29 protein-coding genes are annotated in these 26,588 nt (G+C 64.1%); 18 read left to right on the top strand and 11 right to left on the bottom strand.

The genetic code is table 11. The annotated features are described in order from the left end of the window. Positions 1 to 107: 107 nt before the first annotated feature. From miaB to WG900_RS13555, 8 genes are all read right to left on the bottom strand, one after another. Positions 108 to 1,454: a tRNA (N6-isopentenyl adenosine(37)-C2)-methylthiotransferase MiaB gene (gene miaB / locus WG900_RS13590; RefSeq protein WP_339967805.1), complete on the bottom strand. Its 1,347-nt coding sequence runs from the start codon at positions 1,452 to 1,454 to the stop codon at positions 108 to 110. Between the two features lie 62 nt (positions 1,455 to 1,516). Then, positions 1,517 to 2,290 (bottom strand): lysophospholipid acyltransferase family protein, encoded by a 774-nt coding sequence (locus WG900_RS13585; protein ID WP_339967804.1) that lies wholly within the window; start codon positions 2,288 to 2,290, stop codon positions 1,517 to 1,519. After that, on the bottom strand, positions 2,290 to 2,733 hold the full coding sequence (locus WG900_RS13580; RefSeq protein WP_339967803.1) for a Fur family transcriptional regulator: 444 nt from the start codon (positions 2,731 to 2,733) through the stop codon (positions 2,290 to 2,292). Before WG900_RS13580 ends, WG900_RS13585 begins: the two co-directional genes overlap by 1 nt. Positions 2,734 to 2,824: 91 nt before the next feature. Then, on the bottom strand, positions 2,825 to 3,307 hold the full coding sequence (locus tag WG900_RS13575; RefSeq protein ID WP_339967802.1) for a Ros/MucR family transcriptional regulator: 483 nt from the start codon (positions 3,305 to 3,307) through the stop codon (positions 2,825 to 2,827). Positions 3,308 to 3,470: 163 nt separating this feature from the next. Further along, positions 3,471 to 3,926, bottom strand: coding sequence for a GNAT family N-acetyltransferase (locus WG900_RS13570; protein WP_339967801.1), 456 nt, complete (start codon positions 3,924 to 3,926; stop codon positions 3,471 to 3,473). Further along, on the bottom strand, positions 3,923 to 4,591 hold the full coding sequence (gene tsaB / locus WG900_RS13565) for a tRNA (adenosine(37)-N6)-threonylcarbamoyltransferase complex dimerization subunit type 1 TsaB (protein WP_339967800.1): 669 nt from the start codon (positions 4,589 to 4,591) through the stop codon (positions 3,923 to 3,925). The genes WG900_RS13570 and tsaB overlap by 4 nt, the downstream gene beginning before the upstream one ends. Positions 4,592 to 4,605: 14 nt before the next feature. Next, positions 4,606 to 5,205, bottom strand: a complete 600-nt coding sequence (locus tag WG900_RS13560; RefSeq protein ID WP_339967798.1) for a malonic semialdehyde reductase — start codon at positions 5,203 to 5,205, stop codon at positions 4,606 to 4,608. Continuing rightward, on the bottom strand, positions 5,202 to 5,777 hold the full coding sequence (locus WG900_RS13555) for a NifU family protein (protein ID WP_339967796.1): 576 nt from the start codon (positions 5,775 to 5,777) through the stop codon (positions 5,202 to 5,204). Before WG900_RS13555 ends, WG900_RS13560 begins: the two co-directional genes overlap by 4 nt. Before the next feature lie 316 nt (positions 5,778 to 6,093). Here WG900_RS13555 and WG900_RS13550 point away from each other — a divergent pair, with 316 nt between their 5' ends. Further along, positions 6,094 to 6,471: a hypothetical protein gene (locus tag WG900_RS13550; RefSeq protein ID WP_339967795.1), complete on the top strand. Its 378-nt coding sequence runs from the start codon at positions 6,094 to 6,096 to the stop codon at positions 6,469 to 6,471. A gap of 24 nt (positions 6,472 to 6,495) precedes the next feature. Next, positions 6,496 to 7,023 (top strand): FKBP-type peptidyl-prolyl cis-trans isomerase, encoded by a 528-nt coding sequence (locus tag WG900_RS13545; RefSeq protein WP_339967794.1) that lies wholly within the window; start codon positions 6,496 to 6,498, stop codon positions 7,021 to 7,023. Between the two features lie 21 nt (positions 7,024 to 7,044). Here WG900_RS13545 and WG900_RS13540 read toward each other — a convergent pair whose 3' ends face one another. Continuing rightward, complete coding sequence (locus WG900_RS13540) at positions 7,045 to 7,557, bottom strand: hypothetical protein (RefSeq protein ID WP_339967793.1); 513 nt, start codon at positions 7,555 to 7,557, stop codon at positions 7,045 to 7,047. Positions 7,558 to 7,722: 165 nt separating this feature from the next. On the opposite strand from WG900_RS13540, the gene WG900_RS13535 reads away from it, so the two are divergent. From WG900_RS13535 to WG900_RS13475, 13 genes are all read left to right on the top strand, one after another. Then, the gene (locus WG900_RS13535; protein ID WP_339967792.1) at positions 7,723 to 10,674 is read left to right on the top strand and encodes a M16 family metallopeptidase; all 2,952 of its coding nucleotides are present in this window, start codon (positions 7,723 to 7,725) and stop codon (positions 10,672 to 10,674) included. Between the two features lie 88 nt (positions 10,675 to 10,762). After that, positions 10,763 to 12,136 carry a class II 3-deoxy-7-phosphoheptulonate synthase gene (locus WG900_RS13530; protein ID WP_339967791.1) on the top strand — a complete coding sequence of 458 codons (1,374 nt, stop codon included), beginning with the start codon at positions 10,763 to 10,765 and terminating at the stop codon, positions 12,134 to 12,136. Positions 12,137 to 12,245: 109 nt separating this feature from the next. Further along, positions 12,246 to 12,998 (top strand): SDR family NAD(P)-dependent oxidoreductase, encoded by a 753-nt coding sequence (locus WG900_RS13525; RefSeq protein ID WP_339967790.1) that lies wholly within the window; start codon positions 12,246 to 12,248, stop codon positions 12,996 to 12,998. Between the two features lie 96 nt (positions 12,999 to 13,094). Further along, positions 13,095 to 13,757 carry a carboxymuconolactone decarboxylase family protein gene (locus tag WG900_RS13520; RefSeq protein ID WP_339967789.1) on the top strand — a complete coding sequence of 221 codons (663 nt, stop codon included), beginning with the start codon at positions 13,095 to 13,097 and terminating at the stop codon, positions 13,755 to 13,757. Then, complete coding sequence (locus WG900_RS13515) at positions 13,733 to 14,227, top strand: nuclear transport factor 2 family protein (protein WP_339967788.1); 495 nt, start codon at positions 13,733 to 13,735, stop codon at positions 14,225 to 14,227. Before WG900_RS13520 ends, WG900_RS13515 begins: the two co-directional genes overlap by 25 nt. Next, entirely contained in the window at positions 14,224 to 15,009 is a 786-nt protein-coding gene (locus WG900_RS13510) for an SDR family NAD(P)-dependent oxidoreductase (RefSeq protein WP_339967787.1), read from the top strand. The genes WG900_RS13515 and WG900_RS13510 overlap by 4 nt, the downstream gene beginning before the upstream one ends. A 29-nt stretch (positions 15,010 to 15,038) precedes the next feature. Then, entirely contained in the window at positions 15,039 to 15,482 is a 444-nt protein-coding gene (locus tag WG900_RS13505) for a hypothetical protein (protein ID WP_339967786.1), read from the top strand. After that, positions 15,479 to 15,955, top strand: coding sequence for a nuclear transport factor 2 family protein (locus WG900_RS13500; RefSeq protein ID WP_339967784.1), 477 nt, complete (start codon positions 15,479 to 15,481; stop codon positions 15,953 to 15,955). Before WG900_RS13505 ends, WG900_RS13500 begins: the two co-directional genes overlap by 4 nt. 100 nt (positions 15,956 to 16,055) lie before the next feature. Further along, on the top strand, positions 16,056 to 17,246 hold the full coding sequence (locus WG900_RS13495; RefSeq protein WP_339967783.1) for an FAS1-like dehydratase domain-containing protein: 1,191 nt from the start codon (positions 16,056 to 16,058) through the stop codon (positions 17,244 to 17,246). 3 nt (positions 17,247 to 17,249) lie between these two features. Continuing rightward, positions 17,250 to 17,771 carry a nuclear transport factor 2 family protein gene (locus WG900_RS13490; RefSeq protein ID WP_339967782.1) on the top strand — a complete coding sequence of 174 codons (522 nt, stop codon included), beginning with the start codon at positions 17,250 to 17,252 and terminating at the stop codon, positions 17,769 to 17,771. Positions 17,772 to 17,784: 13 nt separating this feature from the next. Further along, on the top strand, positions 17,785 to 18,252 hold the full coding sequence (locus tag WG900_RS13485) for a pyridoxamine 5'-phosphate oxidase family protein (protein WP_339967781.1): 468 nt from the start codon (positions 17,785 to 17,787) through the stop codon (positions 18,250 to 18,252). 41 nt (positions 18,253 to 18,293) lie between these two features. Then, entirely contained in the window at positions 18,294 to 18,770 is a 477-nt protein-coding gene (locus WG900_RS13480; RefSeq protein ID WP_339967780.1) for a (2Fe-2S)-binding protein, read from the top strand. Beyond that, positions 18,767 to 20,947, top strand: coding sequence for a xanthine dehydrogenase family protein molybdopterin-binding subunit (locus WG900_RS13475; RefSeq protein WP_339967779.1), 2,181 nt, complete (start codon positions 18,767 to 18,769; stop codon positions 20,945 to 20,947). The genes WG900_RS13480 and WG900_RS13475 overlap by 4 nt, the downstream gene beginning before the upstream one ends. On the opposite strand, the gene WG900_RS13470 is transcribed toward WG900_RS13475, so the two are convergent. After that, on the bottom strand, positions 20,944 to 21,768 hold the full coding sequence (locus WG900_RS13470; protein ID WP_339967778.1) for an enoyl-CoA hydratase-related protein: 825 nt from the start codon (positions 21,766 to 21,768) through the stop codon (positions 20,944 to 20,946). The genes WG900_RS13475 and WG900_RS13470 overlap by 4 nt on opposite strands. Positions 21,769 to 21,835: 67 nt before the next feature. Between WG900_RS13470 and WG900_RS13465 the strand changes: the two genes are divergently transcribed. The 3 genes from WG900_RS13465 to WG900_RS13455 are packed head-to-tail and all read left to right on the top strand — an operon-like array spanning position 21,836 to position 25,317. After that, positions 21,836 to 23,068, top strand: coding sequence for an MFS transporter (locus tag WG900_RS13465; RefSeq protein ID WP_339967777.1), 1,233 nt, complete (start codon positions 21,836 to 21,838; stop codon positions 23,066 to 23,068). Beyond that, entirely contained in the window at positions 23,065 to 24,084 is a 1,020-nt protein-coding gene (locus WG900_RS13460) for a DUF2889 domain-containing protein (RefSeq protein ID WP_339967776.1), read from the top strand. Before WG900_RS13465 ends, WG900_RS13460 begins: the two co-directional genes overlap by 4 nt. Before the next feature lie 57 nt (positions 24,085 to 24,141). Continuing rightward, positions 24,142 to 25,317, top strand: coding sequence for an amidohydrolase family protein (locus WG900_RS13455; RefSeq protein WP_339967774.1), 1,176 nt, complete (start codon positions 24,142 to 24,144; stop codon positions 25,315 to 25,317). 124 nt (positions 25,318 to 25,441) lie between these two features. Here WG900_RS13455 and WG900_RS13450 read toward each other — a convergent pair whose 3' ends face one another. Then, positions 25,442 to 26,419 carry an AraC family transcriptional regulator gene (locus WG900_RS13450; RefSeq protein WP_339967773.1) on the bottom strand — a complete coding sequence of 326 codons (978 nt, stop codon included), beginning with the start codon at positions 26,417 to 26,419 and terminating at the stop codon, positions 25,442 to 25,444. Positions 26,420 to 26,588 lie beyond the last annotated feature (169 nt).

The raw sequence follows: 26,588 nt of genomic DNA, 5'->3' as shown, positions 1-26,588 counted from the left end.
CGCTCCTTTCACGATGGGGCCGCAGGGCAGCGGCCCGACTGCGATCAAGATAGGCCAAGCAAACCCGGGCGCAAGCCGTGCTGCGACGGGTGACGGTGGAAAACTGCTCAGGCGAGTGCAGGATGCAGCAGGCGCGCCGACAGCGAATTGGCTCCCGCTTCGGTCAATTCGACATCGACGAGATCGCCGATCGCCGCGTGGCCGGTGAAATGGGCCGATTGCAGCCAGGGCGTCTTGCCCAGCCGCTGTCCTTCCAGCTTGCCGCGCCGTTCGACGAGGACTTTACACTTCTTGCCGACCGAAGCCTTGTTGAACGCCATTTGATCGCGGTTGACCGCCGCTTGCAGGCGCTGGAGCCGATCGTCCATGACTTCGGGCGCAATCTGTCCGTCCATCGTCGCGGCAGGGGTTCCCGGGCGCGGTGAATACTTGAAACTGAAGCACTGGGCATAGCCGACGGCATCAATCAGGCTCAGCGTCTCTTCGAATTCCGCGTCGGTTTCGCCCGGGAAGCCGACGATGAAGTCGCCGGACAATGCCATGTCCGGCCGCACCGCGCGGACGCGGTCGAGGATCTTGAGGTAACTGTCCCGCGAGTGGCTGCGGTTCATCGCTTTCAGCACGCGGTCGCTGCCCGACTGCACCGGCAGGTGGAGGAACGGCATCAGCTTATTCAACTCGCCATGCGCGGCGATCAGGCCGTCGGTCATGTCGTTGGGATGGCTGGTGGTGTAGCGAATTCGGTGCAGGTCCGGGTATTTGGACAGCTCTCTTGCGAGGCCATCGAGGCCGACCGCGCGGCCAGCGGCATCTTCGCCGGACCATGCGTTGACGTTCTGGCCCAGCAGGGTGATCTCGCGCGCACCGGCATCGACCAGTCTTGCCGCTTCCTCGATCAGGTCCTTGAACAGGCGGGAAACTTCCGCGCCGCGGGTATAGGGCACCACGCAATAGGTGCAGAACTTGTCGCAGCCTTCCTGCACGGTGAGGAAGGCGCTCGGCCCCACCTTGCGCCGGGCGGGGAGTGAATCGAACTTCATCTCGGCCGGCATGTCGGTATCGACCGCGCGGCGGCCTTCCACGGCCTCGGCGATCATGCCGGGCAGGCGGTGATAGGCCTGCGGGCCGACGACCATCGACACGGCCGGCGCGCGCTTCATAATCTCCTCGCCCTCGGCCTGAGCGACGCAGCCAGCGACGGCGATCAGCGGCGCCGAACCATCTTCGCGCTTCCAGTTCTTCACCAGCCGACCGATGTCTGAATAGACCTTGTCGACCGCCCGCTCGCGGATGTGGCAGGTGTTGAGCACCACGAGGTCCGCTTCCTCGCCCTCGGGAGCCGGCGCAATGCCCTGATCGGCGAGCAGTTCGGCCATGCGCTCGCCGTCATAGACGTTCATCTGGCAGCCGAAGCTTTTGACGCGGTAAGTGCGGGGGGGCGAGGTTGAGGACATAGCGGCGGCGCTTACGGCAATTCGGCGGCGAAATGAAGAGGCGCGGGTGGTGAGATCGCCGCTCAGGCAGCCGCTGTCCTGAAGCTGGCCGAAAGCGCGTCACGCGCCGCTGCGGCCATGGTCTTGCGGTCGCGCACCTGTTCGCCTGACAGTGGTTGGCAGAAGGTCATGGTCACGACCACTGGGCGCCGGCGGGCCAGGATGCGCAGGAAATTGTCCACCCCGTGCTCCTCCCCCACCCAGGCGAGCGACGCGGCTTCGGCGCCGTAGTCGAGCAGCACCGGAACCACGCGCACGTTTTCGGGCACGGGTTCCAGCGCAGAAAGCAACGAGGACTTGAACGGCAGCAGGCCGGTTCCGTCGCTGGTCGTTCCTTCCGGAAAGATGGTCAGCGCGCCAGTATCGCGGATCGCGCGCCGCACGTCCTCGACCTGCCTGTGCACACTGGCGCGGTCGTGGCGGGCGATGAACACAGTGTCGTTCATCGCGCAGAGGTGCTTGATCAGCGGCACCGAGGCGAGGCCGTCATGCCCGACGAATGCGCTGCCGGTGCCCTGGGCGATGGCCGGAATGTCGATCCAGCTGACATGATTGGCGATCAGGAAGGCGCTGCCTTTGGGCCGTTCTCCCGAAACCCTGATCTGCACGCCGGCGATCCAGCAAATGCCGGCCAGAAAGGTGCGGGGCCACGGATTGCGCAGCCGGAGCAGGGCGAAAAGGTAATAGGGCAGCAGGCAGGCCAGCAGCAGGACCACCATCGCAAAGACGCGAACGATGATGCGCAGGATCGCAAACAGGCCGAAACGGCGGCGCGAGGCCTGCACCGCGGCCGCCATCAGCTTTCGCCCGAAGCTCCGCCGCCTTCGCGCACCAGCTTGACGCCGAATAGTTCCATGCGGTGATCGACCAGACGATAGCCGAGCTTTTCGGCAATCTGGCGCTGCAACGCTTCGAGTTCGGGATCGACGAATTCGATGACCTTGCCGCTTTCCACGTCGATCATGTGATCGTGGTGCGCTTCAGGAGCAGCTTCATAGCGGGCGCGGCCATCGCCGAAATCGTGCCGGTCAAGGATGCCGGCCTCTTCGAAGAGGCGGACGGTGCGATAGACCGTGGCGATCGAAATGCCCGGATCTATGGCGACAGCCCGTTCGTGCAGCTTGTCCACGTCCGGGTGGTCAGTACTTTCGGACAGCACCTTGGCAATCACCCGGCGCTGGTCGGTGATGCGCAGGCCGCGTTCGGCGCAGAGGGCCTCGATGTCGATTGCTTGGCGCAAGGGTTATGTTCCGAAACAGAATGCCTCGCGGGATATTAGTCCCGCGAGGCATTTGTGCAACCGGCGATACCGGTTCTGGTCAGGTAGTTGGTTAGGCGACCTTCTTCGGGCGGCCGCGCTTGGCGGGCGGCGCATCCGGAGAGACAACCTTTTTCGGCATCTTGGTGCCGGGCTTGCGGCCAAGGCCGATCTTCTTCGCCAGTTCGCGGCGACGTTCGGCATAGTTGGGGGCGACCATCGGATGGTCGGCCGCCAGGTTCCACTTGGCGCGGTAATCATCGACCGTCATGCCGTGGTGCGTCATCAGGTGGCGCTTGAGCATCTGCAGTTCCATGCCGCAATCCATGCAGACCACCTTGCTGGGCCTGACCGAGGCGCGCGCCGTAACGGCGGGCTTGGCTGCTTCGACGACCGGCGCTTCGACGGTACCCAGGCCGGCAAGGGCCTTGTAAACGTTCGTAATAAGCGCGGAGACTTCATCCGGCGAAACATTGTTGTTGCTGACGTGGGCTGCGACAATGTCGGACGTGAGCGTAATCAGCGTCTCCGTCATATCATTTTCAGGGTTATTCATTCCTGTATCCTGTTCTTTTGCGACCCTGGTTTTTTTATTCATGCGCGCCGCGTTAAACCGGCATTGCATCGCCGCGTTTAGTCCCGAACGGCAGCGAGATTCAAGCTTTGATCTAGGAATTGCGAATCCAATGCCTTGTCCCAAGTCAAAACAGGCATTTAAATCACTCCAAGGGGCAGGAAAACGTAAGGGCATCGATACTTTCGCCATTACCTTGCCGATAATACTTAGGCCGCTCGCCAATCTGGACGAATCCGAAGCCGCGATACAATCGCTCTGCAGGATTGCCGCGCCGCATTTCGAGCAGAAGGCGGCGCGCCCCGCGCCGTTTTGCTGTCTCGGCAAAGCGCGCAAGCAGGCGGGCGCCGATACCCTTGCCGCGGTGGTCGGGATGGACGGCGAACAGCAGCAGTTCCTCTTCCTCGAACCCATAGCGCGACAACGAGAAACCGACGGCGTCATCATCCGCCGAGTCCTCGCCATCAGTTCCGGCAAGGAGGTAATGTGTGTGCCCGAATACCATGGCATCCTCGACCTGCCGGCGGTTCCAGGCCTCGCCATAAAGCGGGTCGAAGGCGGCCTGCATCACCGCCATGATGCGGTCGACGTCGTCGGTCACGCGGCTTGCCCTGCCACCTGACCCGTTCGTCCCCCCCGCTGTTCGGGATTTGGCTTTTGGCCGGGGATCTGAGCATCGGGCGCGCGGCCATAGATCAGCGCGATGTCGCTGGTCAGCAGCGCGGGGTCCAGCAGGCCAAAGCTGCGCGCGTCGGGATGGATGGCCAGCGCCTCGCCAGATCCGCGCAGTTGGACCAGTTCGCTGGCCCTGGTTCCCGCAACCAGCGACTGCGCAGCCGTGGCGGCTTGGGCGGGTGCCAGCGAGGCCAGCGGCGCCGTCGTCACCAAATTGCGATCAAAGCCTTGCACGAACAATTCGCCATGGCCGCCGGTCATGCAGACCAGAACGTCGTCTGTCTTGCTTGCTTCCAGTGCCTGCGCAGCGACAAGCGCCAGAGTCGGATAGCCGAGCACCGGGCAATTCCACGCCAGCCCCAGTGCCCGGGCGGCAGCGAGGCCGACGCGCAGTCCGGTAAAACTGCCGGGTCCGAGCGATACGGCGATCCGATCGGCGCGGCCCTTGCCGGGCAGTGCGGCGACCATCGGCACCAGCGCCTCGGCATGGCCGCGGCCCAGCAGGTGCCAGTCGCCGGCCACCAACACATCGCCGTCAAACATGGCGACTGAACAGGCCTCGGTGGCACAGTCTATGACCAGGGTGCGCATCGCTGCCGGCAAGGTCAGACGACGGTATTGAAGCGCGCGAAATCGGGGCGCGGCAGGCGGGCATGCGGTGTTCCGGGTTCGCCGTAGCCCAGCGTGGCGATGAAGTTCGACTTCACTCCCGGCATATCGGCAAAGAACGCTTCGTCGACGGCGGCATTGTTGAAGCCCGACATCGGTCCTGTATCGAGGCCGAGCGCGCGGGCAGCGATGATGAAATAGGCCCCTTGCAGCGAGGAATTGCGCAGCGCCATCATTTCGCGCGCAAGTTCGGGAAGGCCATCCATCATCGTCTTCATCGCCGGCGCGTGCGGGAAGAATTCGGGCAGGTTGTCATGGAAGTTGACGTCCATGCCGATGATCGCGGTGACCGGAGCCTTGCGCACCTTGTCGGCATTGGTGCTGCTGCACAGCGGCGCGAGCTTTCCCTTGGCCTCGTCGCTGACGCACCAGACGATCCGCGCGGGCAGCGAATTGGCCGAGGTCGGGCCGAATTTCACCAGATCCCAGATCGCCTCAAGCACGTGCCCCTCGACCGGCTTGTCGAGATAGTGGTTGTAGGTCCGGGCATTGCGAAACAGCTGGTCGAGCGCTGCTTCTGGCAAGGCAGCGCTCACGCCGCGCGGACTTCGACGACTTCGGGGACGTAATGCTTGAGCAGGCTTTCGATCCCCTGCTTGAGCGTCGCGGTCGAACTGGGGCAACCGGCACAAGCGCCCTGCATGGTAAGGAAAACCACGCCGTCGCGGAAGCCGCGATAGATGATGTCGCCGCCGTCATTGGCCACGGCGGGGCGGACGCGGGTTTCGATCAGTTCGCGGATCTGCACGACGATATCCTCGGTGCCGGGATCGTCACCGAAAAGGTCATCCTCGGCCGGGACCATGATGCCGCTGGCATCGGCCTCGTTGAACAGCGGCGCCCCGGAAACGAAGTGATCGAGCAGCACCGCAACCACCTGCGGCTTGAGCGCCGACCAGCTGACGCCTTCGCCGGCGGTGACCGAAACGAAATCGCGGCCATAGAAAACCCCCGAAACGTCTCCGAGCGAAAACAGCGCGGCGGCCAGCGGCGAAGCTTGGGCCTGTTCCTCTTCGGCAAAGTCACGCGTGCCGGCGGCCATGACCTCGCGGCCCGGAAGGAACTTCAGAACCGCAGGGTTCGGCGTGGTTTCGGTTTCTATGTACATGGCACTGCATTTAGGAAGCTGGGGCCGGGGGTCAAGGGACTGCGCGAAAGCCGCAGAAAACCGTATCGACTGGACACAGTGGACACAGTCCTGAGAGAAAATGTCACCTTGGCGCCAAAAGTGTCACCTTTTCCGGCGCAAGTGTCACTTTCCAAGGCGCGGCCGTCATTCAAGAGCGGGGGCGCTGGGCGCGTGCCGATAGGGAGAGGCGTACTGTCCATCGGCGGCATCATGCCAGATAGGGCGCATGTAGGACATGCGCAGCCGCCCCTCAATCCATTGCCTGCCCGCCGGCAATGACCTAGCGCAGGCCGCGATGCCCATTGATCTTCCCAAGATGATTTATTTCGCCAAGATGTTCCTGGAGCGCAGTCTGGCGTTTCATAACGATGCCCTGCACGTGATGGTGGGGATGGGGCTGGCGCTGGTTTTTGCCGCGCTGCTGCGCCGGTCGCTGGCGGACTGGCTGCCCTGGCTTCTCGTCCTTGCGCTCGAACTGGCGAACGAGGTGAATGATTATTTCTTCGAAATCTGGGCCAATGAAGTGCCGCAGCAATTGGGGGAAATAGCCAAGGACATTGCCTTGACCATGGTTCTGCCAACGCTGGTGCTGATCGTCGCGCGGCGCTGGCCGCACCTGCTCACCGGCCAGCGCGGGTGCGATCCGGTGGACGATTCTGCTGGCGAGGGATGATTCCAGCGATTAGACGCCGACGCCATGAACATCACGATCAAGGCCGTTGCCGCCACCGCCCTGCTGTGCTTTCCCGCCATCGCATCGGCGCAGGTTGCCAGCCCGGTCATCCCGCTGCCGCTTAACCCGGTGGTCGATGCGGGACACCGCTCCTGCACGGCAAAGACCGCCTCGGGCCTCGGCTATACCGAGCTGCGCGCCGCTCCCGCCGGAGCCGCCAAGCCGGGTGACGCCGATGTCGTGCTGATCAATTACCTTGGCTATCTGGCGGCCAATGGCGCCGTGTTCGATCAGGCGATGCGCACGCCGATGCCGGTGTCCGGTGTCATCTCGGGCTTTGGCGAAGGCATCAAGCTGGCGGCCAAAGGAGCGGTGATGCGGCTCTGCATCCCGGCGGCGATTGGTTACGGCGCGCAGGCCAGTGGCCCGATCCCGGCCAATTCGGATCTGGTGTTTCAGGTCGAACTGATCGACTTCAAGTCGATGGCCGAGATCGAGGCGATGCAGAAGCAGGCCGAAGCGCAGACCGAGCCCAAAACCGCTCCGAAGTAACCAACACTCCGGGGGCAGGCGTCAGTTCTTGCTTGCGGTATATTCCTTCACACAGGCGCTGACGTAGCTGCTGAGGTCCTTGTTGACCTGCGCCTGCGCAGTGGCGGCTGACCAGACCAGCAGCCCGCCCTGGTTGCAGTACATGACCTTGCCGAAGTGCGCGCCCTTGGTCACCGGGTTGGTGAAATTGGTGTTGCCGTAAAGCTCGTAATTGATGCTGTAGGCGCAGGCCCCGGTTTCCTTGCCGCCCTGACCGACGGGCAAGGCGTTGATGTTGACATAGGCCAGCACGACGTCGCGCGACAGGGTGTTCGCCGTGTGAGTCACAGTGCGGATGCCGTTGCTGCGCAATGTCCGTTCGGTCGCGGCGACTGATGAGGCGTGGGTGACCCGGCAGGCCGCCATGTTCTCGTCATCGGTTTCACCATAGGCGCTATGCGGAGGGAAAGCTCCCTGTGCGGCTGTCTGGGCAAATGCCGGAGTGGCGGCGCAGGTCAGCGCCAGAGCCAGAACCGTGGTGGTGAAGCGTGCCATGTGTTTGCCTCTCGAAAATGCCCCGGGCAGAGCCACCGCCCAATCCCGGCAAGCAGTGCCTTCAAGCCGGTGCCGAGGCAAGGCACTTCAACTCCTTTTTCCGGAGCGTCGCCTGAGGGTTCTATTCACTGGCCCTTCACAATCCTGCCCCTTATACCTTCTACCATGATATCCCCGTTCCGCGCCGCCGCGCACCTTGCCGTCCTTGTTCCGCTGATCCTTGCGGCCCCTGTCATGGGGCAAGCGAAGAAGAAGCCGGCGCCCACTGCTACCGCCACGCAAGGCGATAGCGGCCCGTGGCTTTACCGCGGCAGCGACGTGCCGCAGGACAAGGCCTGGGTCTTTGGCGAACTGCCCAACAGGCTGCGATATGCCGTGCGCAACAATGGCGTGCCCCCGGGGCAGGTGTCGATCCGCGTGCGCGTCGATGCCGGATCGATGAACGAGACCGAGAGCGAGCGCGGCTATGCCCACTTCCTCGAACATCTCGTGTTCCGCCAGTCGAAGTACATCGGCGATGCCCAGGCAATCCCGACATGGCAGCGGCTGGGGGCGACTTTCGGGTCGGATACCAATGCCGAGACTACGCCCATCGCCACGACCTACAAGATCGACTTGCCCGAGGCCTCTGCTTCGGGCCTCGACGAATCGTTCAAGCTGCTGTCGGGCATGATGATCTATCCGACGCTGAGTGACGCCAATATCAAGGCTGATCTGCCCATCGTCCTCGCCGAAAAGCGCGAACGCGGCGGCACCGACGAACGCATCGACAAGCTGATGCGCGAGACGGTCTATTCCGGGCAATTGCTCGCCACCCGATCGCCGATCGGCACCGAGGAAACGCTCACCGCCGCAACGCAGGAATCGATCCGCGCGTTCCACAAGCGCTGGTATCGGCCCGAGAATACCGTTGTGGTCGTCGCCGGTGATGGGACGCCCGAACAGTTCGCCGCGCTGATCGCCAAGTGGTTCTCCGACTGGCCGGTCTCCGGCGCGCGCACGCCGACGCCCAGCTTTGGCGATCCGGTAGCGCCGCAGGGTGCCCTCAAGGCAGACGGTGCGCCCGTTGGCGAAGTCAGGGTCGCGGTCGAGCCTGACTTGCCGCGCAGCTTCTCATGGGCCGTGCTGCGTCCGTGGCGGCCGGTGAACGACACCGTCGCCTATAATCAGGGGCTGATGGTCGACCGGCTGGCCCGAGAAATCATCAACCGCCGTCTCGAAGCCCGCGCCCGCGCCGGAGGCAGCTACCTTGCCGCCGGGATTGAACAGCAGGACGTGCTGCGATCGGTTGACGGGACGTTTGTCACCGTGACCCCGCTCGGGCCGGACTGGAAAACCGCCGTGCGCGATGTCCGCGCGGTAATTGCCGACGCGCTCAAGACCGCGCCGACGCAGGAGGAGATTGACCGTGAGGTTGCGGAAATGCGCGTGGGCTACACCGCCTTTTCCGAACAGCGCACGCTGCAGGCCAGTTCAGCGCTGGGCGACGAGATCGTCGGTGCGCTCGACATTCGGGAAGCAGTGGCCGATCCGGCTGCGATCCTAACTATCTTCGACAGCGCCCGCCCGCAGTTCACTCCGGCCAATGTGCTTGCCCACACGCGCTCGCAGTTCAAGGGTGCAGTGACCCGCGGTGTCTATATAACACCGGCCATTGGCGAGGCCGACGAGGCCGCGCTGCGCACTGCTCTGGCCGAGCCGGTCACCGGCGATGCCGGATCGCGGCTGGCCTACAAGCCGATCGATTTCAAGTCGCTTCCGGCCATCGGCGCGCCCGGCAAGGGCACTGTGGTCTCGACCGGCATTGCGGAAATTTCGCAGGTCGATTTCGCCAACGGCGTCAAGGCGCTGATTAAGCCGAGCGAGGTCGAACCCGGCCGCGTCACGGTGAAGGTCCGCTTCGGCGGTGGTTACCGCGCGTTTGGCCCGAACGATCAGGCCAATGCCGCGCTGGCCGATCTCGCGCTGGTCGGATCGGGCATCGGCCCCTTGGGTCAGGAAGACCTCGACCGGATCACCACCGGCCGCAAGATGGGCTTCGACTTTGCCATCGACGATGCCGATTTCGTCTTCACCGCCAACACCCGGCGCGAGGATCTGGCCGACCAGCTTTACCTCTTTGCCGCCAAGCTCGCCATGCCGCGCTGGGACCCGAACCCAGTACTGCGCGCCAAGGCGGCGATGAAGTTGCGCGCCGATGCCTATGCCGCTTCGCCGCGCGGCGTGCTGGAACGCGACCTCAAGTGGATCGAGCATGACCGTGATCCGCGCTACCGCTCGCCGACCCCCGCCGAACTTGACGCGGCAACCCCTGAAGGCTTCCGCAAGCTGTGGGAACCGATCCTGTCGATGGGGCCGGTCGAGGTTCAGGTCTATGGCGATGTCGATCTGGCGCAGACAACCGCCGCGCTGGAACGCAGCTTCGGCGCGCTGACGCCGCGCACTGCGCTTTCCGCCGAAAAGGCCGCTGCGCCATACCGCGTCCCTGCCGGAAGCGATCAGCCGGTGGTTCTCACGCACCACGGCGATGCGCGCCAGTCTGCCGCGATGGTCTATTGGCCGACCGGCGGCGGCACTGCCGGCCTGCGCGAAAGCCGCCAGCTGCGCATCCTCTCCGAAGTGTTCTCCAACCGCCTGTTGGACCGGCTGCGCGAAAAGCTGGGTGCCAGCTATTCGCCGCAGGTCTATTCGACCTGGCCGACCGAGTTCCCGTCGGGCGGCTCGATCCTCGCGCTGGGTATGCTGGAACCGGGGCAGCTCAAGACCTTCTACGCTACGGCGGACGAGATCGCCGCCGACCTCATCGCCAACCCGCCGACCGATGACGAACTGGCCCGCGTGACCGAGCCGCTGCGCCAGCAGATCGCCCGCGCCTCGACCGGATCGAGCTATTTCATGCTGATGTTGGAAGGCGCCACGCAGCGCCCCGAACTATTCGGATCGCTGCGTTCGCTGATGATCGATTCGACCGTCACCACCCCGCAGGCGATGCAGGCGCTGGCGGCCAAGTATCTGGTCAAGCAGCGCTCATGGCGGCTGGCCGTCCTGCCGCAGGGGCAGACGCTGGCATCCGTTGGCGCGGCACCGGCCAGCGGGAGCGCACCGGCCACGCGATAAAAGCGCAGCTTTCGGACAGTGCAGAAAAGCCGGTTTTGCATTCCTGCGGGGCAGGGCCTATGGGCGCTCCCCTCAAAGGAGCAAGACTGTGGCAAGCAACTGGACCCCGGAAAGCTGGAAGAACGCCGAAGCGCGGCACCTTCCCGTCTATGGTGACGCGGACGAATTGACGCGCGTTGAAAAGACGCTCTCGAACTATCCGCCGCTGGTTTTTGCCGGCGAAGCCCGCGCGCTGAAGGCGGACCTCGCCGAAGTCGCTGCCGGCCGCGGCTTCCTGCTACAAGGCGGTGACTGCGCCGAAAGCTTCGCCGAATTCCATCCGGACAACATCCGCGACACCTTCCGCGTGCTGCTGCAGATGGCGGTCGTCATGACCTTTGCCAGCAAGCAGCCGGTGATCAAGGTTGGCCGCATGGCGGGGCAGTTCGCCAAGCCGCGTTCGGCCCCCACCGAAACGGTTGGCGGCGTTGAAATGCCCAGCTATTTCGGCGACATTATCAACGGGATCGAGCCCACTGCGCAGGACCGGGTTAACGATCCGCAGCGCATGGTGCAGGCCTACAGCCAGTCGGCATCGACGCTCAATCTGCTGCGCGCCTTCAGCCACGGCGGCTATGCCAACCTGCGGCAGGTGCACAAGTGGACGCTAGATTTCATGGGCCGCAGCCCCTGGGCCGCGAAGTTCGCCGAAGTGTCGGACCGCATCGGCGAAGCGCTCGATTTCATGCAGGCTTGCGGCATCGATCCGCAGACCGTCCCGCAGCTTCAAGGCACCAGCTTCTACACCAGCCACGAGGCGCTGCTGCTGCCTTATGAGCAGGCGCTGACCCGCCGCGATTCGCTGACCGGCGAATGGTACGATTGCTCCGCCCATATGCTGTGGATCGGCGACCGCACCCGCTTCGACAATTCGGCGCACGTCGAATTCCTGCGCGGCGTGGGCAATCCCATCGGCATGAAGTGCGGCCCCAGCCTTGAGCCTGACGCGCTGCTGCGCCTGCTCGACACGCTGAACCCAGGCCGCGAGGCTGGCCGCATCACGCTGATCAGCCGCTTCGGCCACGACAAGGTCGAAACCGGCCTGCCCGCACTGGTCCGCGCCGTGCAGCGCGAGGGCCACTCGGTGGTCTGGTCGTGTGATCCGATGCACGGCAACGTCATCAAGAGCCCGAGCGGCTACAAGACGCGTCCTTTCGAGCGTATCCTCGCCGAAGTGCGCGGCTTCTTCGCCGTCCACCGCGCCGAGGGCAGCCATGCCGGCGGCATCCACATCGAGATGACCGGCCAGAACGTCACCGAATGCACCGGCGGCGCGATGGGCATCACTGACGAGGCGCTGGCCGACCGGTATCACACGCACTGCGATCCGCGCCTCAACGCCGCGCAGTCGCTCGAACTGGCGTTCCTGATCGCCGAGATGCTCAACCTCGAAGCGGTTGAGCGGACGAAAAAGGCGGCCTGATCGCCGCAGGTGCCGGTTTCGATCAACGCTTGCGCGATATGCGCCAGCGGGGATTGAACCCGGCGACCGCGCTTGCTTTGCTCGCCGCAATCAACTTGCGAGGCTGGCGATGAGCAATCCATTTTCCCTTGATGGCCGGGTCGTCATCGTTACCGGCGGCGCGATGGGCATCGGCGAGGGCGTGGTGCGCCTGCTTGTCGATTGCGGTGCGTTGGTTGCTATCGCCGATCGCGATATGGCCAAGGCCGAGGCGCTCGCCGCCGAACTGGGCGACAGCGCGCAGGCGTTCGCCGTCGATATGGGCGATGAAGCCTCGATCGTCGCCATGACCGCCGCCGTGGTTGAACTGCTCGGAACCCCTTGGGCGCTGGTCAACAATGCCGGCGTTCAGGACCGGCAATTGCTGCTCGATGGCACGGCTGAGGAATGGGACCGCAACAACGCGATCAACGCGCGCGGGCCGTTCCTGCTGACACGCGAGGTTGGCCGCGCGATGGTAGCCGCCGGGCAGGGCGGACGTATCGTCAACCTCGCCTCGTGTTCCTTGCGCGGTCAGGCGATCAAGGGGTTGGCCAGCTACATGGGCTCCAAGGGCGCGCTTGCCGCGCTGACCAAGGCTTCGGCGCTCGAACTCGCGGAATATGGTATCACCGTGAACACCGTGCTTCCCGGCGGCGTAGCTTCGCCCGGTGCGATTGGCGCCAAGGGCCCGCCGGCAGAAGGCCCGGCACGGCGGATGCCGGCGCTCGGTTTCTGCGAGCCGTCAGATATTGCCGCAGCGGTTGCCTATTTCGTCTCGCCCGCCGCGCGTTATGCGACCAACCAGACGATCTGCGTCGACGCAGGTTGGTCGGTTACCTGACACGCCCCGGCGATAGGCTTTCATCCCTGCTTGACCCGGCGCGGTGGACGCGCTGAACCTCCGCTCAAATTCCACTGCCATACCGGGAGAGCTTCCTTGTCGTCCGTCCCCAACGAATTCCGCATCAAGTGGCCGCCCAAGGAAACGTGGACCGACGCCACGCGCGAAGTGCAATCCTTCTGGGGCGAGCCCAATTCGTGGGAGGAAGGTTCGAAGACCAACATCATCCAGATCATGGCGAACCATCCGCCCATGGCGCTGGCATGGAGTCACTTCGGCAAGTATTTCATGACGGGGCACACGCTGAACAATCGTCAGCTGGAATTCGTCGTGCTGCGCGTCGCGGTGCTGGTGAAGTCTCATTACGAATGGCACAACCATGTGGGCTACGCGATGCAGGCTGGCATCACGCTGGAAGAAATCGCCCAGATCCGTGACTTTCCTGAAGGTGAGAACGCCTTCACCGACGAAGAGCGCGCGATCCTCTCCACCTGCGATGAACTGATCAAGTCGAACAACGTTTCCGACGCAACCTGGGCCACGCTGCAGAAGACCCTGCGGCAGGAACAGATCATGGATCTCGTCATGCTGGTCGGCAATTACGTGATGACGAGCTGGGCGATCTCGGCCTTCGGCGTGCCGATCGAGGGCGGGGCGGATGCCATCGGTTTCGATCTCAAGACCAAGTCGGGCAAGACGCCCGGCGTCACCTATCGTCCCGGGGAGCACGAAGATTGGATCGAGACGCGCGGCTACTAGAGCTTGAAAGCCGCCTGCGGGCGGTGGAAGACCAGCTTGCCATCCAGAACCTGCTGATGACGTACGGCCCGCTGGTGGATTCCGCCACGGCGGAGCCGGCAGGGTCGCTGTGGGTTGATGGCGGGGGGTACAGTTTCACGCTGCCAGACGGCGGCACCAAGCGCCTTGCCGCGCCGGATGAAATCGCCGGCATGTATGGCTGGCCGGGGCATCTTGACCTCGTCAACACCGGCTGCGCGCACATGACGGCAACGCCGAAGATCACTGTGAGTGGCGACGATGCTCAGGCGGTCGGCTATTCGGTGGTGATCCTGAAAGAGGGCGATCGCTGGTTCCTCTGGCGCGCGGCCGTCAATCACTGGACGCTGAAGCGCACCGCTGACGGCTGGCGTATCGCCGAACGCTTTAACCGCGCGCTTGATGGTTCGCCAGAGAGCCACGCCACGATGAAGAAGGTGATGGAGATATGAGCCGCCCGCCGCGCTTCGCCGGAAAGGTCGCCATCGTCACCGGCGCTAGCACGGGCCTTGGGCCCGTGATGGCGCGGATGCTGGTGGAGGAAGGCGCGATGGTCGTCATGGCCGCGCGCCGGCTGGAAATGGTCGCGGCCGAGGCGGAGGCGATCGGGCCGGATGCTATCGCCGTGCAAGCCGACGTCACGAACGAGGCCGATGTGATCGCCATGGTCGGTGCCGCGATGTCGCGCTGGGGCCAGGTCGATATCCTGCTGAACAACGCCGCCGTTCCCGGAACCGACAAGTTCATCTGGGAACAGACGGTCGACAACTTCCTCGACACCTACAAGGTCGATTGCATGGCGGCGATGCTGTGCAGCAAGGCCGTGCTCAACGCCTCGATGCTCGAACGCAAGAGCGGCGCCATCGTCAATTTCTCCAGCGGCGCGGGCTGGGACGGGCTGGTGCGCAAGAGCCACTATTCCGCCGCCAAGGGCGCGCTGCGCGTGCTGACCAAGGTGATTGCAAAGGAAGTTGGCGAATTCGGCATCCGCTGCAACTGCGTGGTGCCGGGCGCGATCGAGACCGAACTGATGGTCAATTACATGAAGCGGATCGCCGGCGAAAAAGGCGTTACGCCAGAGGAAATCAAGGCCGGGCTGACCGGCACGGTGGCTCTGCGTACCTTCTCGACGACCGAGGACGTCGCCAACCTCGCGCTGTTCCTCGCTTCTGACGAGGCGCGCACGATCACCGGGCAATCAATCAATGTCGACGGCGGGCAGGTAATGTCCTGACCCAAGCCGCAACTGGAAGAGGAAGACCCATGGCCAACGAAATGCCGCCGTCGAGCGAGTTTACCGGACTGTCGCGCGCAGTGATTGCTTATAGCGAGGCCTTCAGCGGGATCGCGGCTAAGGCCAAGGCCGGCACGCTCGGCGATGCTGACTGGGCGGAGATGGAGAAGCTGGTCGATGTCGATGGCTTCGTGCGCGAGGGCGTGTTCCTCGGGCCGCAAGCCGAGGTCATCGATTGGCCGACCTACCGCCATTACGTTACCCAGTATGGCGGCCACACAGACTGGGAAGGCACGCTGCGGCGCATGACTGAAGTGCCCGGCCTCGTTGCGCTGGAACTGGAGGAACGCAACACGCGCGGCGGGATGACGCACGTTTCCAACACGGTGACGATCTACGAGTTCAACGATGCCGGAAAGCTGAAGCGCCTCCACGTCTATGTCTCGCCGATCGGCGAACGTCCGGCAGCATGACCATCGATGACCTTCTGGCGCGCGAGGCGATCCGCGATACGCTGGCGAAGTACAATGTGTCGGGCGACCGGCTGAAGGTCGACGACTATGCCGCCTGCTTCACCGAGGACGGGGTGATCCAGTCCGAACGCGCGCCGGGGGACTTCATTTTCCGCTATGAAGGGCGCGAGACGATCCGCGCCTGGCAGAACCGCTGGTTGAGCCGTGAGCCCGGACAGGACACGGTCCACAAGGCAAGCTTCGTGCGCCACCACCTCGGCACCTGCAAGATTGATCTGACCGGGCCGAACACGGCGAAAGTCCGCACTTATTGGGCCGCCTGGACCGACATCGGCCCCGATCACTGCGGCGTTTACATCGACGATTTCCGCAAGGTGGACGGCGAATGGCTGATTGCGCTCCGCCGCGTGCGCAAGGACTGGGTTAGCCCGCAGGGCCTGTTCGAGAGCGCGATCAGCAATACTGACGGTTGATTGCCGTCTGCGGCACTTGGCTCTGCGGCTGGGGCCATTGGCAGGACTGGGCCATCCGCCCATGGATTCGGACAAATCGCAATTCCGGGAGTGGAACGCCATGGCTGAAACCGGCCACAATAATGCCCCTGCGCTCGACACCAGCGATGTCGACAAATGGATCGGCAAGCAGATCGTCTATGCCGAGATGTGGGACCCCTGCAACGCCACCGATATCCGCCGCTGGGTTCAGGCGATGGACTATGCCAATCCGCTCCACTGGGACGAGAATTTCGCCCGCGCCAGCAAGTTCGGCGGCATCGTCGCGCCGCAGAGCTTCACCGTCGCGATGGACTATGGCCACGGCTGCCATCCGAGCTGCGTCGGCAAGATCCCCGGATCGCACCTGATCTTTGCGGGCGAGGAGTGGTGGTTCTATGGCACCCCCGTGCGCCCGGGTGACAAGCTGGTGCAGGAGCGCCGATTTGCCGGATACAAGGTCACCGACACCGCATTTGCCGGGCCGACGATGTTCGCCAACGGCGATACCGTCCACCGCAACCAGCACGGCGCGCTGGTTGCCAAGGAGCGCGCGACCTCGATCCGCTACCTGATCGAGGAGGCCAACAAGCGCGGCGTCTATGGCAAGGAAAAGCGCAGCCCCAAAAAGTGGGACAAGGCCGAACTGGCCGAGATCCACAAGCTGCGCCACCAGTGGATCCTGTCAAACCGCGAAGGCATCACGCCCAGCTACGCCTCGGTCAATGTCGGTGACAAGCTGCCCCGCCGCGTGATCGGGCCGCACTCGGTCGTCACCTTTGCGCTGGAATGCCGCGCGCATCGGCAGAATATCTGGGGTTCGTGGCGCTGGAACGTGCCTGAAGGCGCTTACGATCCAGCCACCGAAGACGCCGGTTTCGCCGAGGACATGACCTACGATTTCGACATGCGAAAGATCGATCCGCGCCACGCCGACGGGCTGTTCCACGGGCCGTCATCGGGGCACATCAACAGCGAAAAGGCGGAGAACGTCGGCATGGGCGGGGCCTATGGCTATGGCTCGTCGATGAACGCCTGGCATATGGATACGGTCGCCTATTGGGCGGGGCTCGACGGCTATGTCTGGCATTCGAAAACCCAGTTCCGCAGCCCGGCCTTTGAAGGTGACGTGACCTTCGTCGATGCCGAGATCGTCGACAAGCAGGATCAGTCGGCATACGGTGTGCCGATCGTCACGGTGAAGACGAAGATGACCACGCAAGACGGTGATACGATCCTCACCGGCACGGCGGACGTTTCACTGGGGGGCTAAGCCATGTCAGACCGCAGCGACATCATCCAGGCGCTCAACCTCTACGGATTCGCCGTCGATACGCAGCGTTGGGACCTGTTCGACGCGGTGTTTACCGAGCATGTCGATGCGGACTTCGGCGGTTCGGCCCATTGGCACGGGCTGGAAAACTGGAAGGCCGATTTCGCCGCTTTCCACGCGCCGCTCGACGCCACCCAACATGTCATGACCAACCATCAGGTGCGGGTGCTGGGCGATCACGCGCATTCCTTCACGTACGGCCAGTGGCGACTGGTGAGGCATGCCGCAGAAGGCGGATCTCTGTGGGATGGCTCCGGCTGGTACGACGATGAATGGGTCAAGACCCACGCCGGTTGGCGCTGCCGCAAGCGGGTGTGCCGCGTTGTCGGGGCGACAGGAAATGACCGGGTGAAGGAAACCATACCCGGCGTCACCTTCGAAAACGTGTGCGATTCGATGAAGGCGGAGGCCGCTGCCGGTTCGCTGGGTTTCCTCGCGGCGATTGACGCGCGCGACGGAGACTGACTACCTCCCCGCCATGGCAAAATCCCGCGACGCAGTCCGCATGAACGATGCGGAGGTCTCCGCCTTCCTCGCCGAAGCCCATTCGCTGCAGGTGGCGACCCTGGGCAAGGACGGCGCGCCGCACCTGACCACCGTGTGGTTTGCGGTCCATGACGGCGCGATCCTGTTCGAGACTTATGGCAAGTCGCAGAAGGTGGTGAACCTCCAGCGCGACCCCCGCATTGCCGTTCTGGCCGAGGATGGCCGCACTTATGACCAGCTGCGCGGCGTCTCGATCAACGGTACGGCCGAGGTTATCGAGGACAATCCCGAACGCACCGCGCTGATGCGGGTGCTGGTCGATCACCACTTCCCCGGACAGACTGCGAAGTCGCTCGATGAAATGGCAGCGCGCATGGCCGAAAAGCGGGTGGTCATTCGCGTAAAGCCCGATAAGATCATGTCTTGGGATCACAGAAAACTGGGTGGCAAAGGGCCGTAAGATTCGGTCAGCCATCCCGCGCGCAATACAGGTGAGCGACAATGGCCGAAGCGAAGACCTTTTCGATCCAAGTTAACGGCAAGGCGCGCAGCGTCACTGCCCAGCCGACCATGCCGCTGCTGTGGGTGCTGCGCGATGAACTGGGCCTGTCGGGCGTCAAGTTCGGCTGCGGCGCCGGGCTGTGCGGGGCCTGCACGGTCCATGTCGATGGCGCGCCAACCCGGTCATGCCAGCTTACCGTGGTAGATCTAGGCAAGGGTAAGGTTACTACGCTCGAAGGACTGAACGATGCCCTTGCCGAAAAGTTGCGCAAGGCATGGCTCGAGATTGACGTGATGCAGTGCGGTTATTGCCAAGCCGGGCAGATCATGTCCGCCCACGCACTGCTGCGTGAGAATGCCAAGCCGAGCGAGTCCGAGGTGGACGCGGCGATGGAAGGCAACATCTGCCGCTGCGCCACCTATCCGAAGATCCGCGCCGCGATCCGAAGTGCCTCAGGCCAGGGAGAGAAGGCATGAACGCCCATGTCCTTCATCGTCGCGCATTCCTCAAGGTTTCGGCGCTCGCCGGGGGCGGGATGGCCTTTGCCGTTGGTGTGCCGGGCGCGCTGGCTGCGGACAAGGCTGCCGCCGCCGCCCTGTCGGTCTGGGTATCGATCGCTGCCGACAACAAGATCGTCATCACCAGCAAAAATCCGGAAATCGGGCAGGGCATCAAGACGTCGCTGCCGATGATGGTGGCGGAAGAGCTCGACTGCGACTGGTCACAGGTCTCGGTGGTCCAGTCCGACTATAATCCCAAGCTCTACGGCCGGCAGTTTGCGGGCGGCAGTCAGTCGACTCCGCAGAACTGGCTGCTGATGCGGCAGTCGGGTGCGGCGGCGCGGGCCATGTTGCTTGCTGCGGCGGCTTCTAAAGCGGCGCTTCCTGTATCCGAACTGACGACCGACAAGGGCTGGGTGCTGCACAAGGCATCGGGCCGCAAATGGTCCTATGGCGAACTGGCCGCGCTCGCCGCGACCATGCCCGCGCCTGACCTCGCCAAGGTTCCGCTCAAGGACGCAAAGGCCTTCCGCATCATCGGCAAGCCGACCGTCGGCGTTGACAGTGCCAGGGTGCTGCGCGGCGAGCCGCTGTTCGGCATCGATGTCCGGCTGCCGGGGATGCTCCACGCAATTTATGAGACCGGGCCTGCGCATGGCGGCAAGCTGGTGAAGGCAAACCTCGCCGCGGCGAAGGCTGCGCCGGGCGTGGTTGCGGTGCTGCAGATCGCCGGAACCGCCGTGGCCGATGGGCTGGTGGACGGCGTCGCCATTGTCTCGACTAACCACTGGTATGCCGAACAGGCGCGCGAACTGCTCGCTGTCGAATGGGACACCTCGGCTTCAAAGGGCCATTCGTGGTCTGCCTATGCCGCCGAAGCCGCGCGCCTGCATGAAACGGGCGTTCCCGCTGACCTGCGCCGCGATGGCGATGCGCTGGCGGCGATCAAGGCGGGCACGCGCCAGATCACCCAGCGCTATTCGTACCAGTACCTCAGCCACGCCCCGCTTGAGCCGCAGAACTGCACGGCCCTTTTCCAGGACGGCAAGCTGGAGCTATGGGCGCCGACGCAGAACCCCGGTTCGGGGGCTGACGCCATCGAGCGTAATCTCGGTATTCCGCAAGCCAGCCAGACGATCCACATTACCCGCAACGGCGGCGGCTTTGGCCGGCGGTTGATGGGCGATTTCATGCTGCAGGCCGCCGCCATCGCCAAGGCACTTCCCGGCAAACCGATCAAGCTACTGTGGAACCGCACCGAAGACCTGCAGCGCGACTATTTCCGCCCCGGCGGCTGGCACAACCTGCGCGCCGGTATAGACGGGCAGGGTAAGCTGGTCGGCCTTGCCGATCACTTTGTCACCGTGGGGCAGGGCGGCAAGGCCGGTCGTTCCGCCGGAATGCGTGACAGCCAGTTCCCGGCGGGCCTGATCCCCGACCTGCTGTTTGCGCAGAACGTCATTCCCTCGATCATCCCAACCGGCCCGATGCGCGCGCCGGAATCGAACGCCATGGCCTTCGTGATGAACGGCTTCCTTGATGAAGTGGCCGAAATGGCGGGCAGGGACTTGCCGAGCCTCGTGCTCGAACTCTGCGCCGGGGACCGGGTGGTCGGAGATCGCGGCGATCCCACGCGCGCCTCGGGGGCCTTCACCACGGGCCGCGCGCGCGGCGTGGTCGAGCGGGTGCTGGCGGACTGCAATTGGGCGGGCCGGCCCAAGTCGGGCAACCGCCGGCTCGGCTTCGGGTTCTATTTCTGCCACCTCGGCTACTTCGCCGAGGTCGCCGACGTCAGCGTGGAGAACGGCGAGGCCAAGGTCCACAAGGTCTGGGTCGCTGCCGATGTCGGGCGGCAGATCGTCAACCCGTTCGGCGCGGAATCGCAGGTGCGCGGATCGGTGATCGACGGCATTGCCGAGGCGCTGCACCACCAGATCACCTTTACCGATGGCGAAATTGAACAGAAGAATTTCGACAGCTATGCCCTGCCGCGCATTTCGGCGACGCCCGAAATCGCGATTTCGTGGGTGCTGAGCGATTACCCGCCGTCAGGTCTGGGCGAACCGGCGCTGCCGCCGGTGCTGCCCGCCGTGACCAACGCGATTTCAGCGGCGACGGGCAAGCGGATCAGGGACCTGCCGGCGAAACTCTAGCGCCCCCGCCAGACCGGTTTCCGCTTTTCGACGAAGGACTGCATCCCCTCGGCGGCGTCCTCGCTGGCGATCCATGCCTTGTAGGCGGGGTAATGGTCCTGCGCCGCGATGGCTGAGGCGAGGTCGGGTTCGTCCATCGACTTATAGGCGATTTCCTTGGTCGCCCGCACGGCGAGCGGTGCGCAGGCCATGATCTCTTGCGCCAGGGCGCGGGCTCGGGTCAGCGCTTCGCCGCCCGCAACAACCTCGCTGACAAAGCCCTGAGCAAAACCTTGCGCGGCGGTGACCTGGCGCCCCGTCAGCAGCGGGATCATCGCCTGCTTGGGGCCCACCGCGCGGACCAGCCGGGTAATGCCGCCGGCAATCGCGATCAGCCCGACCTTCGGTTCGACCAGCCCGAAGTTCGCGCTCTCCTCGCCGATGATCACATCACACGCGAGCGCCATTTCCATGCCGCCGCCCAGCGCGAGGCCGTTCACCGCCGCGATCACCGGCTTGACCAGATCGTGGCGCTTGATCAGCCCGGCATAGCCATGCTCCGGGTAGGGCGGCGCGTCCTTGATGCGAAACGCCTTGAGATCGCTGCCCGCGCAAAACGCCCGAGACCCCGCACCGGTGACGATCGCTACCTGCAGATCGTCGTCGCCGGCGAACATATTGAACGCCGCCTCCAGTTCGCCATGCATTTGCGGAGTGATCGCATTGAGGCTGGCCGGGCGGTTGAGCGTGATGACCAGCAGGCCATTTTCGCGTTCGATGAGCAGGGTTTCGAAGTCCATGGCGCCATCCTGCCCGGCATCGCAGCGACGCTCAATGTCCATGTGCGAAACGCGCAATCGACAAGGGGGCAATAATGGCAAGAATGCGCAGGCCGATGAGGGAGAGACCATGAGCGAGCGCAAGGAATACCTGGGCGAACTGGCGCGCAATTGGCGCGTGCTCCTCGCGGCGAGCCTTGGCATGGCGGTGGGGCTGTCGATGTTCTCCTACATCACCTCGATCTTCGCGCCGTTCCTGATCAAGGACTTCGGCTGGACGCGGTCCACCTTTGCGCTGATCGGCTTCACCATGCTGGCAACGCTGCCGACCATGCCGATCGCCGGGCGGCTGACCGATCGTTACGGCGCCAAGCGCATGGCGACGCTCGGCGTGCTTCTGCTGCCGGCGGTGATCTGCCTGTTTGCCTTTCTGAAGGGTGATTTCCGGTACTATTTCGCCTGTTCGGCGGGCGTGCTGGTAGTCGGCTGCCTGACCAGCCCGGTGACCTACACGCGGCTGGTCGTCGAAAAGTTCGAGAATGCCCGCGGCCTCGCGCTGACCATCGTGATGAGCGCCCCCGCGCTCACCGGGATCATCGCGCCGCCGTTCATCACCGGTTATATAGCCGAACATGGCTGGCGCTCCGGCTACATGGTGCTGGCCGGAATTGTGCTGGTCGGCGGGCTGATAGCCGTCGCGCTGATCCCCAAGGGCAGCGGCGCGGCGCCGGTCCGAGCGAAGGCGGTTGCTGGCGCGCCCAAGGAACGCCATTTCCGCGAAGTGCTGGGCAGCCCGGTCTTCTGGGCGATCTTCGCCGGGGTGCTGCTGACCACGATCCACACGCCGCTCCACGGCTCGCAATTCGTGCTGCTGATCAAGGAACAGGGCTTCGATGCGATGGCAGCGGCGCGGATGCTGCAAGTCTACTCGCTGGGTACGCTGATTGGCCGGATCACTTGCGGGCTGGCGCTCGATGCCTTCCCCTCGAGAATTGTCGCCACGGTTTCGATGGTGCTGCCCGCCTTCGGCCTCGCGCTGCTGGCCGGGCCGGTCGATACGGCATGGGCCGTGGCAATGGCCGTGTTCCTTGTCGGGGTGACGGTGGGGGCCGAGGGTGACCTGCTCTCGTTCCTCGTCGGGCGCTTTTTCCGGATCGAGGTTTTCGGCACGGCGCTCGGCCTGTGCTACTGCGCGCTTTACATCGCCTCGATCAGCGGCGTCCTGCTCAACAGCCGGCTGCTCGCGGCCTATGACACGTTCACGCCATTCCTCTGGATCACCTCGGTTCTGGTGCTGTTCGGCAGCCTGCTGTTCCTGCGCTTGCCAAAGGAGGCAGCGGTGCCCAAAGGCGGGGGATCATGAATTACGATCAGCCCGTCCGCTCGACCGCCAATCCCTCGCCGCTGCGCCGCGCCGGATCGATCCGCCGGACCTCCAGCCTCGATGTCACATGGCCAAATGGCAGCGTGGACCTGCGCCGGTTCGAAGGCCGCTCGCGCGATGTAATCAAGGGCGCGGACGGTGCGGACAGTGTTCGGGCAGAGGCGCGGCTTAGTGCTGACCTCGATTTCGACCGAAAGATCATCGCGATCAGTGCCGATCCTGCGCCGCCGCAGTTGCAGCAGCTCATCGGGCAGAAGGGCGGGGGCCACCTGCGCGTGTTCATGCGCGATCTGCTGCCTGACCTGATTGCAGAGGCGCACCCGCTGTACCTGCTACTCGATGATATTTCCGGCACCAGCCTCGTGTCGAACTGGGGCTGGTCGCAGTGGGGCGAGGACTGGCTGGCGAAAATGCAGGGCGTTACCGGCGCTGTGAACATGGCCGAGATGCTGGCCGAGCGCACCAACGTTTGCTGGGGGTTCCAGCCGGGATTTTCATCGCACGATCCCGATACACGGCTCAGCCATCACATCGCCGCCGATGGCAAGGAACTGCGCAATCCGGCCGATCCCGATGGCTGGCACGCCTTCCCGGTATCCGAAGGCGTGTCATTCCGCCGCGCCCGCCGCATCGATGTGTGGCGCGAAACCGATGCCATCCGTGTCGAAGCCTCGTTCCAGGATTCGGCCCCGCGTCCCGATGGCGGGCGGGCGGCGCTGCATGAGTATATCCTGCACGTTGCGCTCGATCCTGTGACGCGGGTGATTGCCAGCCTTGATGCCGAACCGCGCGTCCTGCCGTTTCGCGAGTGCCCGGGCGCGATTGCCAATGCCAAGGCGCTGGTCGGCACGCCGATGGATGCCATCCGCGAGGCGGTGCTGGAGCGGCTGCGCGGACCGGCAGGCTGCACGCACCTCAACGATGCCTTGCGCTCACTCGCAGATGTACCGCAGCTCGTCGCGGCGCTGGACGCAAAGGCAGTCGCAGCGGCCTGACAGCGATTGGCCCATCTCCCGCAGCCGCCTAGTCTGGCGTCCACAAGGGAGAGTGCCATGTCCACCGCCGCACCGCTGATCATCGATGCCGATACCCACCTGACCGAACCGCATGACCTGTGGGTCAAGCGCGCGCCCGCCGCGCTGCGCGACCGGGTGCCGCAGGTGAAGATGCTGAACGGCCAGCGGTGCTGGGTGATCGATGGCAACCAGTCGATCGGCCACGGCGCCCATCCCAACAGCGCGGTGCTGAAAGAGGGCGGCAAGATCCGCGATCTCGACACCTTCCTCAAGGTCCAGTTCGAGGAGGTTCATGTTGGATCGTCCTCAGTCAAGGAACGGCTGGCGCTGATGGACGACGCGGGGATCTTCGCGCAGATCGTCTACCCCAACATCCTCGGCTTCGGCGGTCAGGCTTCGGCGCGCGTCGATCCCGAACTGCGCCTCGCCTGCGTGCAGATCTACAACGATGCCATGGCTGAACTTCAGGAAGAAAGCGGCCAGCGGCTCTTCCCGATGGCGCTGCTGCCATGGTGGGACGTCAAGCAGGCGGTGATCGAAACCGAACGCTGCATCGCCATGGGCCTCAAGGGCATCAACATCAATTCTGACCCGCACACGTCTCAGGACGAGGACGGAAACCAGATTCCCGACCTCGGCACCGAACACTGGTTCCCGCTGTGGGAAGTCTGCGAAGAAAAGAAGCTGCCGGTCAACTTCCACATCGGCGCGAGCGAAACCGCGATCGACTGGATGGGCAAGCAGGGCTGGCCCAGCCTGCCGCGCGACCTGCGTTCTGGCATTTCGGGCGCGATGATCTTTTTCAACAACGGCGCGGTGATGTCGAACCTGATCTATTCGGGCATCCTCGACCGCTTCAAGGGGCTGCAATTCGTCTCGGTCGAAAGTGGCATCGGCTGGGTGCCGTTCCTGATGGAAGCGCTCGATTACCAGCTCGCCGAGATTGCCGAGACCAAGGGCTTTGAAAAGAAGCCGAGCGAATACTTCCGCAGCAACTTCCACGCCTGCTTCTGGTTTGAGCAGGGCAAGAACATGGCCGACATGGTCCGCCGCGTCGGGGTGGAGAACTGCCTGTTCGAAACCGATTTCCCGCATCCCACCAGCCTGTGGCCGGTCGACAACCTTGAGGAGCGCACCGGCGCGCTGACGCCGGATGAGCGCGCGAAGGTGCTGGGGCTGAACGCGGCGAAGTTGTACGGGATCAAGGTGTGAGACAAAGCCCTCTCGCCGCCGGGGAGAAGATTGGGAGAGGGGCCGTGCAACGCGCAGGTCCCTCTCTACTTCGGCTAGGCAGCAAGCTGCCAAGCCTGCCTATCTCTCCCCAGTGGGGAGAGATCTATTGTTTGTCCTCCGCCGTCCCGTGCCGCATCTGCCCAGGCGACATACCGAAGAAGCGGGCGAAGCGCCGGCTGAAGGCGGCTTCGGACTGGTAACCGACGCGGCCGCTGATTTCAGCGATCTTGATGCGGCTGTGCTGCAGCAGTTCGGCGGCGGCGTGCATCCGTTTTTCGGTGAGCAGCTCCATCGGTGTCTGGCCGACCTCCGAAGTAAAGCGCGCGGCGAAGCTCGATCGGCTCATGCCAACCTTGCGCGCCATGCGTTCGACCGACCATTCGCTGGCGATGTCGGCATCGATTAGTTGCAGCGCATGGGCAATCGGATCGGCCGAAGCCGACATGCGGAACAGCAGCGGGCACTGCGGATGGTTGCGCAGTGTGATCGCCAGCCACAGCGCAGCGAGGCGGGTGAGCAGCGCGGTCGATCCCGCACCGACAGAAAAGCGTTGCAGCGTTTCAGTGCGCACGACGTTGAGTTCGTTGCCCAGCACCTGCTCCTCGATGCGGACCGATGCCGGCATCGCGGTGCGGCGCAGACCGGCGGGCCATGTCACCTTGAGTCGCGCGCACAGCACTCGCGCCGCGATCGGTCCGGTGCCGATGGTGAAGGTGGGCGGGGTATCGACCGCCTGTTCGTGGCGAAGGAAATCGAGCACCACAGTCGGGCTGTCCGCTTCTGAACGGATGGCATGGGCCTCACCAGACAGGACGATTTGCACCTGTCCCTGGCCTACCTCGATCGTGCCACCGGCGACCCCGGCAATGCGGACGCTGCCCTTTATCACACCGTAAAAGGCGACGCCATCGTCCCCCGGCAGGTTGAACCCGGCCGATCCGCGCAGTTCGACAATGCACCAGGTCTGGCCGCGCAGGTCGAGCAGGTTGAGGAAATCGGACAGCGACCACCCGTCGCTGCGGCTGCGCTCAGGGGGCGCAGCGCTGGGCTGGAATTCAGAAATCTCCCGTGCGGCTATCATGGCCAACCTCCGTCAATGGTGTGCGGATATGGTCAGCAGGCTATGGCGCAGCCAGGATTAGAGCAACCATCCGTCCATGCATCTGGACGATCTGCAAAGTAAATCGCGGTTTCTATGCCATTCGTCCCATAATTGAGGTCAGGCGCGGCCGATGCTATGGTAGGTGAGC

This window comes from Novosphingobium aquae (genome assembly GCF_037572715.1).
Taxonomy (GTDB): Bacteria; Pseudomonadota; Alphaproteobacteria; order Sphingomonadales; family Sphingomonadaceae; genus Novosphingobium; species Novosphingobium aquae.
Note: the sequence above shows the minus strand (reverse complement) of the source record. Positions and strands in the feature narration are given on the sequence as shown.

What these genes read in the sequence shown, in the direction of transcription:
- WG900_RS13510 (WP_339967787.1), top strand. Translation starts at nt 14,224, where the DNA reads ATGAGCCGCCCGCCGCGCTTCGCCGGAAAGGTCGCCATCGTCACCGGC.
- WG900_RS13500 (WP_339967784.1), top strand. Translation starts at nt 15,479, where the DNA reads ATGACCATCGATGACCTTCTGGCGCGCGAGGCGATCCGCGATACGCTG.
- WG900_RS13585 (WP_339967804.1), bottom strand. Translation starts at nt 2,290, where the DNA reads ATGGCGGCCGCGGTGCAGGCCTCGCGCCGCCGTTTCGGCCTGTTTGCG.
- WG900_RS13490 (WP_339967782.1), top strand. Translation starts at nt 17,250, where the DNA reads ATGTCAGACCGCAGCGACATCATCCAGGCGCTCAACCTCTACGGATTC.
- WG900_RS13475 (WP_339967779.1), top strand. Translation starts at nt 18,767, where the DNA reads ATGAACGCCCATGTCCTTCATCGTCGCGCATTCCTCAAGGTTTCGGCG.
- WG900_RS13460 (WP_339967776.1), top strand. Translation starts at nt 23,065, where the DNA reads ATGAATTACGATCAGCCCGTCCGCTCGACCGCCAATCCCTCGCCGCTG.
- WG900_RS13550 (WP_339967795.1), top strand. Translation starts at nt 6,094, where the DNA reads ATGCCCATTGATCTTCCCAAGATGATTTATTTCGCCAAGATGTTCCTG.
- WG900_RS13540 (WP_339967793.1), bottom strand. Translation starts at nt 7,557, where the DNA reads ATGGCACGCTTCACCACCACGGTTCTGGCTCTGGCGCTGACCTGCGCC.
- WG900_RS13480 (WP_339967780.1), top strand. Translation starts at nt 18,294, where the DNA reads ATGGCCGAAGCGAAGACCTTTTCGATCCAAGTTAACGGCAAGGCGCGC.
- WG900_RS13545 (WP_339967794.1), top strand. Translation starts at nt 6,496, where the DNA reads ATGAACATCACGATCAAGGCCGTTGCCGCCACCGCCCTGCTGTGCTTT.
- WG900_RS13455 (WP_339967774.1), top strand. Translation starts at nt 24,142, where the DNA reads ATGTCCACCGCCGCACCGCTGATCATCGATGCCGATACCCACCTGACC.
- WG900_RS13555 (WP_339967796.1), bottom strand. Translation starts at nt 5,777, where the DNA reads ATGTACATAGAAACCGAAACCACGCCGAACCCTGCGGTTCTGAAGTTC.
- WG900_RS13535 (WP_339967792.1), top strand. Translation starts at nt 7,723, where the DNA reads ATGATATCCCCGTTCCGCGCCGCCGCGCACCTTGCCGTCCTTGTTCCG.
- tsaB (WP_339967800.1), bottom strand. Translation starts at nt 4,591, where the DNA reads ATGCGCACCCTGGTCATAGACTGTGCCACCGAGGCCTGTTCAGTCGCC.
- WG900_RS13495 (WP_339967783.1), top strand. Translation starts at nt 16,056, where the DNA reads ATGGCTGAAACCGGCCACAATAATGCCCCTGCGCTCGACACCAGCGAT.
- WG900_RS13465 (WP_339967777.1), top strand. Translation starts at nt 21,836, where the DNA reads ATGAGCGAGCGCAAGGAATACCTGGGCGAACTGGCGCGCAATTGGCGC.
- miaB (WP_339967805.1), bottom strand. Translation starts at nt 1,454, where the DNA reads ATGTCCTCAACCTCGCCCCCCCGCACTTACCGCGTCAAAAGCTTCGGC.
- WG900_RS13505 (WP_339967786.1), top strand. Translation starts at nt 15,039, where the DNA reads ATGGCCAACGAAATGCCGCCGTCGAGCGAGTTTACCGGACTGTCGCGC.
- WG900_RS13525 (WP_339967790.1), top strand. Translation starts at nt 12,246, where the DNA reads ATGAGCAATCCATTTTCCCTTGATGGCCGGGTCGTCATCGTTACCGGC.
- WG900_RS13470 (WP_339967778.1), bottom strand. Translation starts at nt 21,768, where the DNA reads ATGGACATTGAGCGTCGCTGCGATGCCGGGCAGGATGGCGCCATGGAC.
- WG900_RS13485 (WP_339967781.1), top strand. Translation starts at nt 17,785, where the DNA reads ATGGCAAAATCCCGCGACGCAGTCCGCATGAACGATGCGGAGGTCTCC.
- WG900_RS13450 (WP_339967773.1), bottom strand. Translation starts at nt 26,419, where the DNA reads ATGATAGCCGCACGGGAGATTTCTGAATTCCAGCCCAGCGCTGCGCCC.
- WG900_RS13575 (WP_339967802.1), bottom strand. Translation starts at nt 3,307, where the DNA reads ATGAATAACCCTGAAAATGATATGACGGAGACGCTGATTACGCTCACG.